This is a genomic window from Rhodococcus sp. ACS1 (assembly GCF_002300155.1).
Lineage (GTDB): Bacteria > Actinomycetota > Actinomycetes > Mycobacteriales > Mycobacteriaceae > Rhodococcus_F > Rhodococcus_F koreensis.
This window is the reverse complement of record NZ_NSDZ01000001.1, coordinates 74,215-88,751: the sequence shown is the minus strand read 5'-3', so window position 1 is coordinate 88,751 and position 14,537 is coordinate 74,215. Positions and strand designations below refer to the sequence as shown.

Here is a 14,537-nt window from a genome sequence, read left to right as displayed (position 1 = left end):
ATCTGTACCTACTCTCGACTGGACGTGACATGCAGCAGGGCACCGACTTACCGGACGAGGCGTACCCCCGCCGAGGCCTGGCCGGACTTCAGCGACTCGACATCCCAGCATCGGCGCTGCCATACCGAAAGGGCGTACTGCCCCACCGACTGGACATTCCGAGCGCTGCGACACCGAGTTCCAGCAGGTTCGCCGTAGCCACCGAATGGATGGGCCGCCTCGCTGCGGTCTTGGCCGTGGTCCTGTTCGGGCTGGTGTTGGCGGCCATCCACAAGGGTCAGCTCGTGCAGGACAGCGCGCGCACGATCGTGGACAACTTCCGGCTGACCAACGACTACTTCGCCCAACGGGCAGATCTCACCGCCCCGGCCACGGCCCACAAGCAACTCGATGAGCTGGCAGGGGTGTTGGCTCAGCTCAATACCGCAACCGCCGCCGACGTCGATCACCTGGCCGCGCTGCTGCCGGACGCACGGGCGTTGCTCGCCGCCGGTCAGGGCGACACCGCGATCGCCGGGCAACTCGAGACCGTCGCCACCACGCTGCAAGGCTCCGCCACGTCGCTGCATCAAATCTCGGCGGACGCGAACACCACCGTCACCGGCGTGAACAACGAGCTCACCACGGCGATCGACCTGGTGAACGCGCTCAACGCGGAGCTGACGCGGACGACGAACAAACTCGCGCTGATTCCCGAACAGGGAGCCTTCATTCCTGCACCGGGAGGGAACTGATGATCACCAAGAAGGCATGGCTCGGGGTAGTGCTGATGCTGGGGCTGGCGCCCGCGGTGCTGCTCTGCGCCGTCAACGGGTTCCTTCCCGGACTCGACGACGTCATCGACCCGCTGGGACGACCGTCGCAGCTGAGTCTCGAGGTCATCGATTCCGCCGGCCAGTTCGACACCCTCACCGGGATCCTCGTCCCCAAACATGCCCAGCTCGCCGGAGACATACAGGCGCTGGACCCGCTGGCACACGACTTGGAAGGCCTGACCAACAAGGCCGGAGAGCTGACGGGACAATCCAAGACACTCAATTCCTCCACCGGCGACGTCAGCACGATCGCGGGTCCGCTGCCGGGCCTGGTCGCGAACGTGACCGACCGCGCCAACCAAGCGAGCCCGACGGTGGCGGGACTGTCGACGGCGGTCGGCTCGGTCACCACGCAACTCGAGGCGATCAACACCGGACTGACCACGATCGAAGGCACCCTGGGAACGCTCGGCCCCAAGGCCACTGCCATCGCCGCGACCCTGGCGAATGTCGAGGAAGAAGCCCGGCACATCCAGGAACTCGGGCCCCTGCTCGCGGTAGTCGGGCCCCCAGTCAACTCCCTGAATCTCCCCCCTCTCGGCGTCGCGACCACCCCCACCCCGTAACGCTCGGACTGGTCAGGAAATGACACGGAACGAGTGAAAGGCAGAACACACACCATGTTTCGGCTCTGCTGGGCGATTGCCCTGGCATTCACCATCGCACTCTTGTGCGGCATTCTGATCGTCACACGAGATTTGAGCATCACCAATGACATCTTCAAAGACGGTGTCAATCAAGCAAAAACCGTGGACAAGACCACCAACGACGCACTTTCCGGGGCGAAGGAATTGCCTCCCGCCAACGCCGCCATCAACCAAGGCCTTCCAGAAGTCGTCGGGGTGCTCAACTCCCTCACCCGCGCGGACCAGACCCTCGGCGATCTCGGCACCCAACTCCAGGCGCTCGGTGACGCCCTGAAGTCCGCGGACGCCCCACTCGGCGGGATCATCGACACAGGTGCATCGGCAACCGATCAGGCCAACGCCGCCGCCGTTCCCGCGGGGCAAATCGTGCATACCCTCGCCGACGCCGACGCGAAAGTTCAAGCACTCGCCCCCTTGTTGGACCAATCACTCGCCCTCGGGCAAACGATCGACCAGAAACTGCGGATCGCGCTGATCCTGCCGGTTATCGGAAACTGACACGACACCGATACGGTGAGCGAGACGACCTCGGATACTCCGGGCACTAGAGAGCCGGAGTATCCGGGGCGGTGTGGATCTGGGCTTGATGCCTCGGTCCACATGTGGTCGGGAGTGGCTGAGCCACCGCCGGGGGCGTGATCAGCTATCGCTTCGTGGGATGCGGCCGGTGGTGCCGGAACCTCTTAGTCATGGCGCGGGGTTCTGCCACACAACGGGGAACAGGTCGCCGCTGATCGGTGAGCCGGGGGTCATCGGAGGGACAGAGAACCCGCCGATGCTGGCAATATGGTCGAAGCTGGTGCCGGGCCTCGGATCCCAGACGACTTGGTCGCCGGCGAAGATCGTTGTGACGGCACGGCGGGGGCGACGGGAATGGTTGGCGGGCGATCTGTGGACGGTCTTGGGATGGTGCAGTAGCGCATCGCCCGGCTCGGCGTCCCCGATGAACCATTCATGGCGGTCGCAGTCGGCGGAGAAATCGGGGAGTTCGGGGTAGGGCGAACGTTGATAGACGGCAGCAACCTCAGGATTGCCGCTGAAACTGCGGGGCCGGTAGACCGGACCGAGGTGTGAGCCTTTCAGGTAGTGAACGGCTCCGTTGTCGGTCGTGACGGTGTCGAGCGGGACCCAGATACGGAAGTACTGATCGCCGTCGATCGGCAGATAGGCGTAGTCCTGGTGGAAGGGCGCACCCTGGGCCGACCCCGGCTCCTGCGCGAACACCTGGTCGTAGAAGAACCGCAGCGAGCTCACTGCAGGATGGATTTGGCGGGCAATGTTCTTGGTCGGTCCGCACAGAGCCCAGGCGTCGAACGCCGAGTCGACGAAGCGAGGAAATGCCTGGGAGAAGAAGCGAGGCTGACCCGGGGATGTGTAGTTCTGAGAGGTGGCGGGAACGTCGGTCATCAGCCGATCCACCGCGGTCCGGAGGTAGTCGATCCACGAGGGAGCGATCACGGCCTCGAGACGAGTAACTCCATTGGCAGCGAAATCCGCCCGCTCCTCGTCGGTGATCTCGCGGAGCAGTCCCTCGGTGGGGTGGTCGATATGATGCTGGGTGGTCATTGGCATTCCTTTGCAGGTGGTGACCGCGGCAGCGCGGCGGGACATCGTGATATCGGCGTCTCCGCCCCGGGCGCTGATGTCGCGGAACGGTGCCTACGGGGACGGTCCTTCTGATTACACAGAGGCGAGCAGGGTGGCGTTGGCCGTCCGGGTGATCATCGTGAGAATCTGCAACGAGTCAGCAGAATCGTTGTGCCCGCCGGGCCGCGGGTGGACCTGGTAGCCCAGGAGCGCAGTGCGGGACCCACCCGCAGCGCGATGGGCCGGGCGGGGTGGAGGCGCGACAGAGGCCCGTCGGCACTCAGCGGTGGGTGAAGGTCGGCGCGCGTTTCTCGATGAACGCGGACATGCCTTCCTTCTGATCGTCGAGTCCGAACGTCGTGTGGAATGCCCTCCGTTCGTAAAGCAATCCCTCGCCGAGCGTGGTCTCGAAGGAACGATTGACTGCTTCCTTCGCGAGCATCGCGACCGGTAACGACATCGATGCGATCGCCTCGGCGATACTCTGCGCCTGGCCGAGGAGTTGATCGGCGGGAACGATCCGACTGACCAGTCCGGCGCGCTCGGCCTCCGCCGCGTCCATAGTGCGTCCGGTCAGTAGTAGGTCCATGGCCTTGGCCTTGCCGATTGCCCGAGTAAGGCGCTGTGAGCCCCCGAGGCCGGGGATCACGCCCAAGGTGATCTCGGGCTGGCCGAATCTTGCGGTGTCAGCGGCGATGACGAGGTCGCACATCATCGCCACCTCGCAGCCGCCGCCGAGCGCGTATCCGGCTACGGCAGCGATGGTCGGCTTACGTACCGCTGCCAACCGTTCCCACCCTGCGAGAAAGTCGCTGGCGAAGACATCGATGTAGGTTCGTGGCCGCATCTCCTTGATGTCGGCGCCGGCCGCGAAAGCACGCTCCGAGCCGGTCAGGACGATGGCGCCGATTCCTGGGTCGTTCTCCAGGTCGTCGAGCGCGGCTATGACGTCCGCAAGCATCGCAGTGTTGAGGGCGTTGAGCGCCTGGGTCCGGTTGAGTGTGACCGTGCCGACCCGGCCCGTACGCTCGAGGAGGATCGTTTCGAACTCGTGCACCGCTGTTTCCTTTCGGTCCCATCTTGATTGTGGCCGTGTTGAGCTTGTGAAATGTCGATGTCAGCGCGAGAAGAAGTCGCAGAATGCATCCGCGCGTGCTCCGCGCCGGGGCTGCCGAATCCTGCGACCCTGCGGCCAGGTGGGTGGTCGCGTGCTACGGGTCGGTCGCGGCGCCGGACTGCGGACAGGGAACCCGGAGGGTCCGCGGCAAAGCACCGGTATCTCTGGTGTGACGGGGTCATTGGGTGGTGAGCACCGCCGCAACACCTACCGCCGCTGCGATCACGATCACCGACCAGAGGATCAGATCCCACAGTCGGCATTGTGTTCGGGGCTCGTCCCCGCGGACGGCTGGCGTCACCAACTCCGATTGTCTTTTCATTCGTAAACACCTCATGACCTCGACTGGTCCGGATCCGAATCCGCCACGACGCAGTGCGCGCTTGGGGGCAAGGTCCGGTGCTGCATCCGACCGACCGGGCGTCCCGATTGCTGTGCCAGTCCCGCTCGGCTAGCATCTGGCTGGCGGTAAAATATTTCACGACTAAGAAAGTCTAGCTCGGAAATAATTGACTAGCGATCTTTTCACTCTTATGATTATGTGATCCACAACACAATGTTGGGATCGGGTGCAGGCCCGGAAGGACGATCGGATGCACAGAAGAGGCGCGACCAATGGACGCGACGGACGAATTTTTCAGCTGGACCTCACGGCGAACCGTCATCGGGGCGGGTCATCTAGCCTCGGCGGCGTCGGGACGGCAACGGGTCCACTGTGACTCGGCAGACGAACTCCCACAGCGCGGCCTGGACGTCAGGCTCGTGGTTGCAGGACGCCACTGCCGCTTGATCACCTTCACCCATGGCGGCGACGACTACGTCGTAGTAGTCATCGGTTCGGTTCGCGGCCGACGCGACGTGCCCATCCGGGCGGTCGACGAGGAATCGTTACTGGTAGATGCGAGCCGGAGCGAGACGTCCGCAGAGATACTGATTGGGATTCCGATCGATCCGAGGACGGTAAGTCCCGAGCGGTGCCGCGAACGGATGCTGGCTTCCCAGCTCTGCCAGGGCGGACCGATCCGGCAAATGCTCAGTGTGACGGGGGTTCACTCGGTTCTGGTGCCGGTGCTCGCGCCCGCCAACCACGCGGCGTAACCGCCCCTCTCTGTCACGGCGAGGGCCCACGGGAATGCCGCCGCTTGCCCGACGACTCATGGGGTGGCATGCGCACGGTGCAGCACCGAACACAGCTGGTCCCCTTCGAAGCAGAGAGCAGGCTTTCATGCCATTCTTGGAGAAGTTTTTCACCGCTATTCTCACTCTGACCGGCGCCCACTTCGGCGCCTGGCCTCTGGACGAGGACGAGGATTCCGAGGACGGCACCTTCTGGTGGGAACAGGAATGACGAATCGGGCCTGGCGGTGCCTCCGGTGCCGGAGGCACACAGCCGACTGCAGCAGAGCAACCGGTCGCAGATCTCGGCCGGAACTCTGGTGACACGATGGTGTAGTGAGCCTTCAGTAATCGAGACTGGCGACATCGCCTTCCTCGGCGTGTGAGGCGTCGGACTGGTTGTCCATGTGGACCCCTGTCGAGGGCTGGCAGGGCAGCGCACGGACCTCCACCCCTCGCACCGGACCTCGGCCACGTATGCAGCGCATGGTGTGGGGTGGCTGCGCTAGTGCGGCGTGGCATAAGCAAACCCGACGGTCGGGACGAAAGCGACTGGCACTCCCCGTAGTCCCTCGCCGCACCGAGCCCCTAACGTCCACCTTTCCCTTAGACCCGATCAGATGTGTGAATTCCCATGAACTCTCGTGAGCACCGCCGGTGGCGTCAGAGGCGTCGCGCCGCGTGGATCGAACCCAACCGCACACCCAATCATCCTGATCCCGAGGCGGATCGGCTCATCGAGTTCGCCGTCATCTGGGCACCATTCGGGGGAGCTACCGAGGAGGACATCCTTGTGAACTTCGGAATGACAACGCGCCGATTCATCGAGCGATTGTGGCAGGTCATCCCTGAATCGAACTGCGTCCAAGACGAGATACGCAGTTTAGCGAACGCATACCCGCACCACCGCCGACACCGACGGCCAGGCGTCTGACGATCCGACAGGTCTCAAGAACTGGCGCACGAAACCTGAGTAGGCACACTTCAGCAGGAACAATCGTGAAGATGCGGTACTGGCAGTGGCATTCGCGACCTTGCGTGCTTCCCTAGGAGCTGCTGAGCCCCCGTTCCGGAGGACAATGCAGGCGATTTCTCCATCGATTGCAGGGAGTAGAACTGCCGGCGGCGAGGAGCTGCGAGGTTCCAGTTGACCCGACATCAGGAAGGTATCACCGATCTATGGGCTCAGCGGATCCAGTGCCGCACGGATGTGGGAGATGAGATGCATCGCGGCATCGGTTTCACGGTACGACATCCGCCGACTTTCGCCTATCAGTTTCCTGCCGGGAAGTGCACTATTTCTGCTGTTCTCGCGTGGGTGCCGTCCTGACGGTCGGCGGCCTCCAGGGCAGCGCAGGAGTACTTCCCGTTCGCATATTCGCGGGGTGTGACCGCGTACCGGCGCTTGAACGCGGTAATGAAGTGGGAGGAGCTCGAATAGCCCACGGCGCGTGCCACTTCGCTCACCTTGTTTCCGGATCCGGTGATGAGTATGCGTCGCGCAGCGTCCAGCCGCTCGGATTTGAGAAACTGGTAGGGACTGACGCCGATCGTCGCACGGAAGGTATGCGCAAAGGCCGACTCACTGAGCTGAACCTCCCGCGCGATGTCGTTCACGGTGATCGACTCAGTAAGGTGAGACCTGATGTATTCGATCGCGGCCCGCGTGGGATCGGCCGCGGACTCTCGTGAGGCAACGTCCAGCGGATCTTGGCAGCAGACGATCTGCAGAAGCCGATACACGATCTCCTGTAAACAGATCGGCGCGAGTACTCGCTCGTCCAGTTCGCCATCGAGTGCACGAAGGAACCGGAGAACGGAGTGGAGTAGTCGTACGCCCACACCGAAGGTGCCGCTGCACTGGGTGCCACCTGCACGGCCACGGCGGGTGATCCGCACCGCCGCGGCATCGCTGACCAACACGTCTGTCGATACGCGGCGAATGATCGCCGTGTCGATCTGCAAAAACATCGCGAGGAAGGGCGCGTCGGCGGATGCCTCGACCACTTCTAGCGCGGGGCTCAGCCGGTCCGTGAAGACGACGCCCTCGAGGGAGCCGCAAACGTGCGCGGTGCGATCGACGTCCACCGACAGACGTCCCTGGATGACAAGACAGAAGGTGATGCCCGGCGTCGCTTCCCACACATACGGTCCGGGCGCATCGAACCGGCAGACCGTCAGCCCCGGCCGCACCTCCCGGGCGCCGACCCCACCCGCCCAGCAGTTCAGTTCGACGAGCATTTCCTTCACTGGCATCGCCTGAGTCACGCTGTCCACAACTGCTCCTTTCGTCCGAAGCAGTAGATGATTCGGCGCGGTCACATCCGATCCGACAAGCGGCGCGCGGCGAGCTGAATCGCCTCCCACACCGTCGCGAACGGAGGGGCATACGAGAGATCCATCGCGGCAAGGTCGTCGACGCTCATCTCGCCCCACAACACCGCCGCGGCAGTGTCGATCCTCTTGGCCGACTGCGTCCCGCCCACGATCTGCACGCCCAGCAACCGGCGCGTACGACGATCGGCAATGATCTTGGTGGCGATCGATGAGCGCTCGGGCATATACCCACTCGCCGTGCCGCCGACAGTGACCAGCGACTCCACCTCGAACCCCGCTTCGGTCGCCTCCCTAGTCCCGAGACCGGTGCGGGCGACCTCCACGTGAGTGCCCGCAGATACGAACCGGGTGATGGCGGTGCCCAGCACACCAGGGAACGCGTGCGACCCGCCGACGACGTTGAACCCACAGATGCGACCCTGCTTGTTCGCGTGGGTGCCCAGGGGTGCAAGAACGTACTTCCCCCGGATTCGGTCGATGACCTCACAGCAGTCCCCGGCCGCCCATACGCCTTTGGCGACCTCTTGCCGCTCGTTGGGCAAGTAGCCGCCGCGTTCGCCGATGGGCAATCCGGCGGCCACGCCGAGTTCGGTGGCCGGGCGCACACCGAGTCCGAGGACGACGACGTCGGTGGGGTAGACCTGTCCATTGCTGCCGGTGACCGACCGAACTTGGCCGTCAACACTGTCGATGTCGATCCCGGCGACCGTGGTGTTCGTGACGACGTCGACGCCGCCGGCTCGGACAGTTTCGCGCACCCTCTCACTCATATCGCTGTCGAGGCTGCTCATCACAGCACTGCGCGTCAGGAGGGTGGTGCTGAATCCGCGTTGCACCATCGCTTCCGCCATTTCGACGCCGATGTACCCGCCGCCCACCACCACCGCGCGGCGGCGGATGGCTATTCCGCCGCGTGCCCGGCGGGAGACGAGATCGAGCCAGTGCCGGGCATGATCGAGATCCTTGACCGGGTGCACGCCTCCCACCAGCTCACCCCCGTCGGTCACCGCCCACTGCGGGATGATCGGATGGGCACCGGTGGCGAGGACGAGCTTGTCGAATCGAACAACTTCCTCCTCACCTCCGGCGTTGTGGGCGTAGGTGACCGTGCGAGTGTCGAGGTCGATCTGTGTTGCGGTGACGTTCATCCGGAGGTCCACTCCCATCGCCCGATGCTTCTCGGGAGTGCGAGCGCTCAATTCGTCGGTCGTGCCGACCGTCCCGGACACCAGGTACGGGATGCCGCAGGCAGAATACGAGGTGTCGGATGTCTTCTCGAGCGCGATCACGTCGACGTCGCGTCCCGCGGCTTTCGCGCTGCGCAGCGCCTGATGGGCCGCGCTCATACCCGCGGCGTCGGCGCCGATGACGACGATCTGCTCGCGCTGTTTCGGTGGGACCGCTGTGCTCATCGCATCTCCGTCATGGTTGTGCACCGGGCAACCGCCCATTCGATCGTGTCGGCGGCCAGGTGGGTTCCGCTGAGCGCATCGATCTCGCGGATTCCTGTGGGGCTGGTGACATTCACTTCGGTGAGCCTGTCTCCGATGATGTCGATTCCGACGAACACGAGTCCGCGCCTGACGAGCTCGGGTCCGAGGGTGGTGCAGATTTCACGATCGCGGGCGGTCACGGTGTCGCGCACGACGCGTGCACCGGTGGCCATGTTGCACCGGAATTCATCGCCGGCGCCGCCGGTCTCGACGAGGCGGCGGACGGATCCGATCGGCTTTCCGTCGAGGACGATCACGCGACGGTCTCCCGCTGTCTCCGCCTCCGGTATGAACTGCTGGACGACCACGTGTTGGCCACCGCGGACGGTGGCGGTGTCGAGTATCGAGTGCAGGTTCGGGTCATGCGGTCGCAGGAGCATGATGCCACGGCCGGCCATTCCGTCGGTGGGTTTGAGAACTGCTGTGCCCCAAGAATGTACGGCCTCGACGATCTCGTCTCTGTCCGCGGAGACGAGGGTGGGGGGACCCAATTCGGGCATCCGCAGGGCGAACAACTTCTCGTTCGCGTCGCGGAGCCCGGCAGGGGAATTGATCAGCAGCGTCGTGGTGGGATCGACCAAGTCGAGGATGAAGGTGGCACGAAGGTAGTTGCTGTCGACCGGAGGGTCGGTCCGCATGAAGATCGCCGATACCTCGTCGAGAGGGAGTGAGCGGGATGCGCCACTGGTGTACCAGTCGGTGTCAGCGATCCACTTGTCTTCGCTCAAGACCGCAGGCCGTAACGTCACCTCCCGGCAACGGGCGAATGCGCGCCCCCGATCGATGCCGAGCTCACCGATCGTCGTGGTCAACACGCGATGGCCGGCCAACTGCGCTTCCTCCATCAAAGCGATGGTGGTGTCGTGCGCGGGCGCCAGTCCGGCAAGGGGATCGGTGATGAACACGAAGTCCAACCGAAGCCCAGAGCGGGCGTGCGGGTCGTCGAGCACCGGCGGGCCGCTCATGACGCCACCTCGCCGGTAGTGCGATGCGCCGACTCCCCGGTCCATGCGGCCGGTACCAGGCCGCTGTACATGGCGCTCTGCGGTCCCTGGTCGCGGGCGGCAACCCCGAACCGGGTGCGGTCGTCGGCGGAGTCGTCCCCCCAGATCGATGCGTAGCCGTCACGATGGCGCCGAGCGTCGAATACCCTGTCGAGGTCGGCGAGGGTGTCCCAATGGACGATGGTGAGCACGGGTCCCAGTGGTTCACGGGAGTGGGCCAGTGCCTTTGCCGCAGCCCTCGACGTCGCGTCGCCGAGGTCGACGACCGTGGTGGGCAGCCGCCACCCCATTCGGTGCCTGATGTCATCGGGAATCGTTCCCCCCAGCAGCACCCGTCCACCGCCGGCGTCCAACTGGTCGATTCGGTCGAAGGCCCGCCGCCGGATGGGTTCGCTGGGCAGGGGAGCGGCACGATTGTTGAAGCGGGTCAGCTGGCCGAGAACCGCGGCGATGGCATTCTTGGCGACGTCCCGGTGCACGGCGACGGTGTGCAGACCGAATGGTCCGCCGGCGTTGTGGACCCGAACGGCTTCCGCGATGGCGGAGGCCATCGCCGCGAGCTTGTCATTCGCGAGGCCGGGGTAGACGATCGCGGCGTTGCCGCCGCCGGTCAGGGTTCGCAGGGGCACGTGTGTCCGGCGTTCGGCTCGGCTGGCCCGGCTCAGGGTGGACTCGTTCGCCCGCACGTGCAGGGTCTGGAGTGCGGTGCTACTGATGAGGGCGGCGCCGACGTCGACGCCGGTGCCCTGCACGATATTGAGAACGCCGGCGGGAAATCCGAGCCGGTCCGCGATGAACGCGACCGCCACCGGTGACAGGGGACCGCGCAGCGACGGCTTGACCACTACGGTGTTTCCGGCGGCCAGTGCCGGGAAAACATTCAGGAGCATCTCCGAGAACGGTGCCCCCCACGACAGGACGTGCCCGGAGATGCCTGCGGGTGTGGGCCGGGGGTGCAGGACCTCCCGGGTGAGGATCGCGCGAGCGATCCTCAATGTCGATTCGATACCGGCGAGCGAATCGGCGTATCCGAGACCTGTCTCGGTCGACTGCAGGCGTGCCAGCTCGGGTGCCGCCTCGGCGAGCCGGTGCAGCAACAGCGCCAACAGCTGGTCCCGGGTGTGTAGCTCGGACCACGGCCCCGACAGCGCGTCACCGGCGGCCGAAATCGCCCGATCGACGTCGAATCGCGACGAGAGGGGCACAACCGCGGTGATCGTGCTGTCGGCGGGGTTCCGGATCTCGTAGTCGTAAGGCGCGGCCGGAAACACCCACCTTCCGTCGATGAGGTTACGTGCGTAGTGCTCATCGGTCGGTAGTTCGATGGTTTCCAGCAACATGATGGATCCTTCCGAGTTCGAGAGGGGGACTGCGTTCAGGCGATGAAACGGTCGAAGAACAGCCGGTCCGCGGAGGCCCCACGCTCGCGCACCAGCGCTCGCAACGCCGCGTCGACCATTCCGGCAGGGCCGGCGAGATAGATGTCGTGCTCACTGAGATCGGTCCAGTCTTCGGCGACGTGGTCGATCACCCGCCCTACCCGGGAATCGGCAAACACGTCCCATCCCGCTGGCTCGTTGCCAGTGAGGTCGGGATCTTCGACCGAGACGGCGACACGGGCACCCAGTTCGTTCAGGCGGGCGAGCCGATCGAGGAGAACGATGTCCCCGGCCATACGTGCACCGATGTACAGGTCTACCCGCCGCGCCCGGTTCTCGACGAGAAGTTCCTCGGTGATCGCGAGGATCGGTGCCAGTCCGGTGCCGCCCGCGATGCACACCGCCGGACGCTCGGACCCCGGTTGTGCGTAGGCGCGCCCGTAGGGTCCTTCGACCAGGAGTTCCTCGCCCACCTGGACCTTTTCGAAGAGCCAACTCGATGCGGCGCCGCCGGGCTTGGCGCGGATGATGAATTCCACGGTGGTGGAGCCGGCACCGTTGGCGGGGTGCGCCATCGAGTAGGCCCGCCGAACTCCGTCCGGTGATTCCAGGAGCATGAACTGCCCTGGCAGGAAGTCGATGGGTGAGCTGAAGTCGAGGGTAAACAGTGCGGTGTCGGGGGTCAGCGCTTCGCGGCCCAGGAGTCGGGAAGTCACACGCTCGGGCACTGCCTCTCGGCTCACTGTCGGCCCGTCGAGTAGCGGTGCCTTGAGTGTGCAGTTGGCCGTGGGAATCGATTGGCACATCAGGATCCGATTGCCGCGTCGGCGATCACGTTCGGAGAGCCCGGCGGCGTCGGGCCAGAGGGTCTTGACCTCCCCGTCCACGAGTTGCGCGCGGCAACTGCCGCATCCACCGCTGGCGCATTCGTAGGGCAGGGCCAGTCCGGCCCGGAGGCCGGCCCGAAGAAGTGTCTCTTCGGGCCCGCACGTCACCGGTCCCTCGTACCCACTGAAGTTCACTGTGACAGTCATGGTCTCAGATCTCAATCGGATTCGGCCCGCAGACCGACGGAGTCGAGGAACGAGTGCCAGTCCTGGCGGACAGCCGCGGCAATCTCGTCCGCGGACGCCCCACTCGGTGACGCGACGATCCGGGCACCGGCCCCGATCATCTCGTTCCCGCGTGCGGACCATTCACTCAAATGACCCTGAAGCACATCCAGATTGCCGGGATCGGCGGAGACGAGGAATTCGACCAAGGCCGCCGACCAGCGCTGACTCCGCAGGCTGTCCCGCCAGAGGTTCTCCAGAATCAGCGAGTCCAAGCGCGCCCCGACCCGGGCGGTTTGACGCCGGAGCTGGACGAGGAAGAGCTGATCCGCAATGGCCTTGGTCACCAGATTGGTCGCGACGAATGCTCGGTCCCAATCGAATTCCACCAGGGCCCATTCGAATGCGGCCCGAATCGGCTGCCAGTCGGGGCGCTCGGTCCAGAATTCCTTCTCCGCGGTGCCGAAGCCGCGTTCGGGATGCGTCAGCTGCAGTTGGGTGGTGCGGTACGCGGTGAGCTGCACCCGGCGGAGCTGGTCCGCGGTCTGGAAGGCGGCACAGTTGGCGACATAGCTGCTGATCGCGAGCTGCTGAACGTAGGCGGACAGCATCTGCTGGCTGTGCGCGACGTACCGCGTCGGGGTCAGGGCCCGCACCAGCAGGGTCAGTGCCTCATCGGAAAGCGTCTCGTCGGAGCCTTCGCCGTCGAACTGGGCGATCAAACCCTCGACGTACGTCTCCTGATCGTCTTGGTCGGCAACATAACTGCCGTAGGTGACGGTATCGGGATCCCTGAAGGCATCCCAGTCGGCGACCGTCAATTTCATCGAGTCACGGTGCTCGCGCAGCCACACGTTTCCGTGCACGTCGGGCCCCATTTCGAGTGGCACGGGCCCGGTGGTGTGGTTCATGTTGTGCGTGAGCACTTCGTACTCGGTGGGCCGTCGCCCGAGGTTGCCGAACGCACTCCAGGTCTTGAGCCCGCGTGAACGGGACCGCGGTGTCTTGTTGGTCATGACTTCTCCTGTCCGGAGTTCTGGTAGAACCAGACGTATTCATCGGTGCGAGTCTTGAGGCGCCCCTTGAACGAGGGCATGTCGATCTCGAGCGCGGCCAGCTGATAACTCTGTCCGAAGTGCTTTTCCAGGCTCGACTGCGTCAGGCGGCACGCTCCGCGTGTGTGGATGCGGACGTAGTCCTCGCGGTCGAGCACCAGCACGTCCTGTCCCGGGTTGTCCTCCTCGATCGCATCGATCACCGCCTCCGCAAGGTTTCCGGCCCGGATGACCGGACCCACAAGGTCGGGGGACGACTCGTCCGAGGCATCCATGTCGACAATGGTCATGAGTGTGAACTCCTACGGTCAGTGATGCGCCGCGGCCGGCGACTTGAGGCGAACTTGAATGACACCGTCCACGATTCGGACGTCGTGCTTGTGCAGACAGGTGTCTCGGGGATTGACCCCGGAACCGGTCAGCGCGTCGAACTGCCACTCGTGTGCGCGGCAGGTGACGACACCGTTCTCGAATTCCCCCTCGACCAGCGAGATGCTCTGGTGTGGGCAGATTCCGTCGTATGCGCGGACCTCACCGTTGACCTTCACCAAGAGCACTTCGTCGTCTCCGACGTCGAACGATTCCATCTCGTCGTCCCACAGTTCGTCCTCGGCGACCAGGTCGACGAAGTCGTTGCCGGGCTCGTCAGCCATTGGAACCCACCTGCTCTCGGAAGCGAACGTCGACCCATTGCAGCGGTGGGATCGTGCGGGTGCCGAGTAACTCGCCGAGGGTGGCGTCGGACGTCATCACGGTGCCGTCCACGAGCACGTCGTATCCCGGGCTCACCTTGGGTTTCGGGACCCGCCGGCCCACCGAATGCGTAGCGACCTTGCGGGCGATCTGATCCCAGGTGTCGTCGGTGTCCACGGCCACGAGGACTGGGACGAAATCGCCGACGAAACGGCCGGTGATGGGAAAGGGTGCCATATCAG

The 14,537-nt window shown here is 64.7% G+C and carries 17 protein-coding genes; 5 read left to right on the top strand and 12 right to left on the bottom strand.

Annotation, left to right across the window (positions count from 1 at the left end):
* The first annotated feature begins 29 nt into the window (after nt 1-29).
* The 3 genes from CJ179_RS00440 to CJ179_RS00430 are packed head-to-tail and all read left to right on the top strand — an operon-like array spanning nt 30 to nt 1,960.
* Nucleotides 30-734: a hypothetical protein gene (locus CJ179_RS00440; RefSeq protein ID WP_095860347.1), complete on the top strand. Its 705-nt coding sequence runs from the start codon at nt 30-32 to the stop codon at nt 732-734.
* Nucleotides 734-1,381: a hypothetical protein gene (locus CJ179_RS00435; protein WP_095860346.1), complete on the top strand. Its 648-nt coding sequence runs from the start codon at nt 734-736 to the stop codon at nt 1,379-1,381. The genes CJ179_RS00440 and CJ179_RS00435 overlap by 1 nt, the downstream gene beginning before the upstream one ends.
* Before the next feature lie 54 nt (nt 1,382-1,435).
* On the top strand, nt 1,436-1,960 hold the full coding sequence (locus tag CJ179_RS00430; protein WP_095860345.1) for a hypothetical protein: 525 nt from the start codon (nt 1,436-1,438) through the stop codon (nt 1,958-1,960).
* A gap of 189 nt (nt 1,961-2,149) precedes the next feature.
* Here the strand turns inward: CJ179_RS00430 and CJ179_RS00425 are convergent, their stop codons facing one another.
* From CJ179_RS00425 to CJ179_RS51210, 3 genes are all read right to left on the bottom strand, one after another.
* Nucleotides 2,150-3,028: a phytanoyl-CoA dioxygenase family protein gene (locus CJ179_RS00425; RefSeq protein WP_257015204.1), complete on the bottom strand. Its 879-nt coding sequence runs from the start codon at nt 3,026-3,028 to the stop codon at nt 2,150-2,152.
* A gap of 301 nt (nt 3,029-3,329) precedes the next feature.
* Nucleotides 3,330-4,106, bottom strand: a complete 777-nt coding sequence (locus CJ179_RS00420) for an enoyl-CoA hydratase (protein WP_095860343.1) — start codon at nt 4,104-4,106, stop codon at nt 3,330-3,332.
* A gap of 238 nt (nt 4,107-4,344) precedes the next feature.
* Nucleotides 4,345-4,488, bottom strand: coding sequence for a hypothetical protein (locus CJ179_RS51210; protein ID WP_179377476.1), 144 nt, complete (start codon nt 4,486-4,488; stop codon nt 4,345-4,347).
* 464 nt (nt 4,489-4,952) lie between these two features.
* On the opposite strand from CJ179_RS51210, the gene CJ179_RS00415 reads away from it, so the two are divergent.
* Complete coding sequence (locus tag CJ179_RS00415; protein WP_257015203.1) at nt 4,953-5,264, top strand: hypothetical protein; 312 nt, start codon at nt 4,953-4,955, stop codon at nt 5,262-5,264.
* A gap of 127 nt (nt 5,265-5,391) precedes the next feature.
* On the top strand, nt 5,392-5,514 hold the full coding sequence (locus tag CJ179_RS52490) for a hypothetical protein (protein ID WP_257015202.1): 123 nt from the start codon (nt 5,392-5,394) through the stop codon (nt 5,512-5,514).
* Nucleotides 5,515-6,554: 1,040 nt separating this feature from the next.
* Here the strand turns inward: CJ179_RS52490 and CJ179_RS00405 are convergent.
* Genes CJ179_RS00405 through isoB form a run of 9 tightly spaced genes read right to left on the bottom strand, consistent with a single transcriptional unit; the run spans nt 6,555 to nt 14,532 of the window.
* On the bottom strand, nt 6,555-7,604 hold the full coding sequence (locus CJ179_RS00405) for an AraC family transcriptional regulator (RefSeq protein WP_257015201.1): 1,050 nt from the start codon (nt 7,602-7,604) through the stop codon (nt 6,555-6,557).
* The gene (locus tag CJ179_RS00400) at nt 7,601-9,031 is read right to left on the bottom strand and encodes an FAD-dependent oxidoreductase (protein WP_095860340.1); all 1,431 of its coding nucleotides are present in this window, start codon (nt 9,029-9,031) and stop codon (nt 7,601-7,603) included. Before CJ179_RS00400 ends, CJ179_RS00405 begins: the two co-directional genes overlap by 4 nt.
* Nucleotides 9,028-10,077, bottom strand: a complete 1,050-nt coding sequence (gene gshB / locus CJ179_RS00395) for a glutathione synthase (protein WP_095860339.1) — start codon at nt 10,075-10,077, stop codon at nt 9,028-9,030. The genes CJ179_RS00400 and gshB overlap by 4 nt, the downstream gene beginning before the upstream one ends.
* The gene (locus tag CJ179_RS00390; protein WP_095860338.1) at nt 10,074-11,456 is read right to left on the bottom strand and encodes an aldehyde dehydrogenase family protein; all 1,383 of its coding nucleotides are present in this window, start codon (nt 11,454-11,456) and stop codon (nt 10,074-10,076) included. The genes gshB and CJ179_RS00390 overlap by 4 nt, the downstream gene beginning before the upstream one ends.
* Nucleotides 11,457-11,491: 35 nt before the next feature.
* Nucleotides 11,492-12,529, bottom strand: a complete 1,038-nt coding sequence (gene isoF, locus CJ179_RS00385; RefSeq protein WP_095860337.1) for an isoprene monooxygenase reductase — start codon at nt 12,527-12,529, stop codon at nt 11,492-11,494.
* A gap of 11 nt (nt 12,530-12,540) precedes the next feature.
* Complete coding sequence (gene isoE, locus CJ179_RS00380) at nt 12,541-13,563, bottom strand: isoprene monooxygenase oxygenase subunit beta (RefSeq protein ID WP_095860336.1); 1,023 nt, start codon at nt 13,561-13,563, stop codon at nt 12,541-12,543.
* Nucleotides 13,560-13,892, bottom strand: a complete 333-nt coding sequence (isoD, locus tag CJ179_RS00375) for an isoprene monooxygenase effector protein (protein WP_025432436.1) — start codon at nt 13,890-13,892, stop codon at nt 13,560-13,562. The genes isoE and isoD overlap by 4 nt, the downstream gene beginning before the upstream one ends.
* Before the next feature lie 18 nt (nt 13,893-13,910).
* Nucleotides 13,911-14,255, bottom strand: coding sequence for an isoprene monooxygenase ferredoxin (isoC, locus tag CJ179_RS00370; RefSeq protein WP_005241088.1), 345 nt, complete (start codon nt 14,253-14,255; stop codon nt 13,911-13,913).
* Nucleotides 14,248-14,532, bottom strand: coding sequence for an isoprene monooxygenase oxygenase subunit gamma (gene isoB / locus CJ179_RS00365; RefSeq protein WP_095860335.1), 285 nt, complete (start codon nt 14,530-14,532; stop codon nt 14,248-14,250). Before isoB ends, isoC begins: the two co-directional genes overlap by 8 nt.
* Nucleotides 14,533-14,537 lie beyond the last annotated feature (5 nt).

What these genes read in the sequence shown, in the direction of transcription:
- CJ179_RS00425 (WP_257015204.1), bottom strand. Translation starts at nt 3,028, where the DNA reads ATGACCACCCAGCATCATATCGACCACCCCACCGAGGGACTGCTCCGC.
- CJ179_RS00390 (WP_095860338.1), bottom strand. Translation starts at nt 11,456, where the DNA reads ATGTTGCTGGAAACCATCGAACTACCGACCGATGAGCACTACGCACGT.
- isoE (WP_095860336.1), bottom strand. Translation starts at nt 13,563, where the DNA reads ATGACCAACAAGACACCGCGGTCCCGTTCACGCGGGCTCAAGACCTGG.
- isoB (WP_095860335.1), bottom strand. Translation starts at nt 14,532, where the DNA reads ATGGCACCCTTTCCCATCACCGGCCGTTTCGTCGGCGATTTCGTCCCA.
- isoD (WP_025432436.1), bottom strand. Translation starts at nt 13,892, where the DNA reads ATGACCATTGTCGACATGGATGCCTCGGACGAGTCGTCCCCCGACCTT.
- CJ179_RS00435 (WP_095860346.1), top strand. Translation starts at nt 734, where the DNA reads ATGATCACCAAGAAGGCATGGCTCGGGGTAGTGCTGATGCTGGGGCTG.
- CJ179_RS00430 (WP_095860345.1), top strand. Translation starts at nt 1,436, where the DNA reads ATGTTTCGGCTCTGCTGGGCGATTGCCCTGGCATTCACCATCGCACTC.
- CJ179_RS52490 (WP_257015202.1), top strand. Translation starts at nt 5,392, where the DNA reads ATGCCATTCTTGGAGAAGTTTTTCACCGCTATTCTCACTCTGACCGGC.
- gshB (WP_095860339.1), bottom strand. Translation starts at nt 10,077, where the DNA reads ATGAGCGGCCCGCCGGTGCTCGACGACCCGCACGCCCGCTCTGGGCTT.
- CJ179_RS00440 (WP_095860347.1), top strand. Translation starts at nt 30, where the DNA reads ATGCAGCAGGGCACCGACTTACCGGACGAGGCGTACCCCCGCCGAGGC.
- isoC (WP_005241088.1), bottom strand. Translation starts at nt 14,255, where the DNA reads ATGGCTGACGAGCCCGGCAACGACTTCGTCGACCTGGTCGCCGAGGAC.
- isoF (WP_095860337.1), bottom strand. Translation starts at nt 12,529, where the DNA reads ATGACTGTCACAGTGAACTTCAGTGGGTACGAGGGACCGGTGACGTGC.
- CJ179_RS51210 (WP_179377476.1), bottom strand. Translation starts at nt 4,488, where the DNA reads ATGAAAAGACAATCGGAGTTGGTGACGCCAGCCGTCCGCGGGGACGAG.
- CJ179_RS00400 (WP_095860340.1), bottom strand. Translation starts at nt 9,031, where the DNA reads ATGAGCACAGCGGTCCCACCGAAACAGCGCGAGCAGATCGTCGTCATC.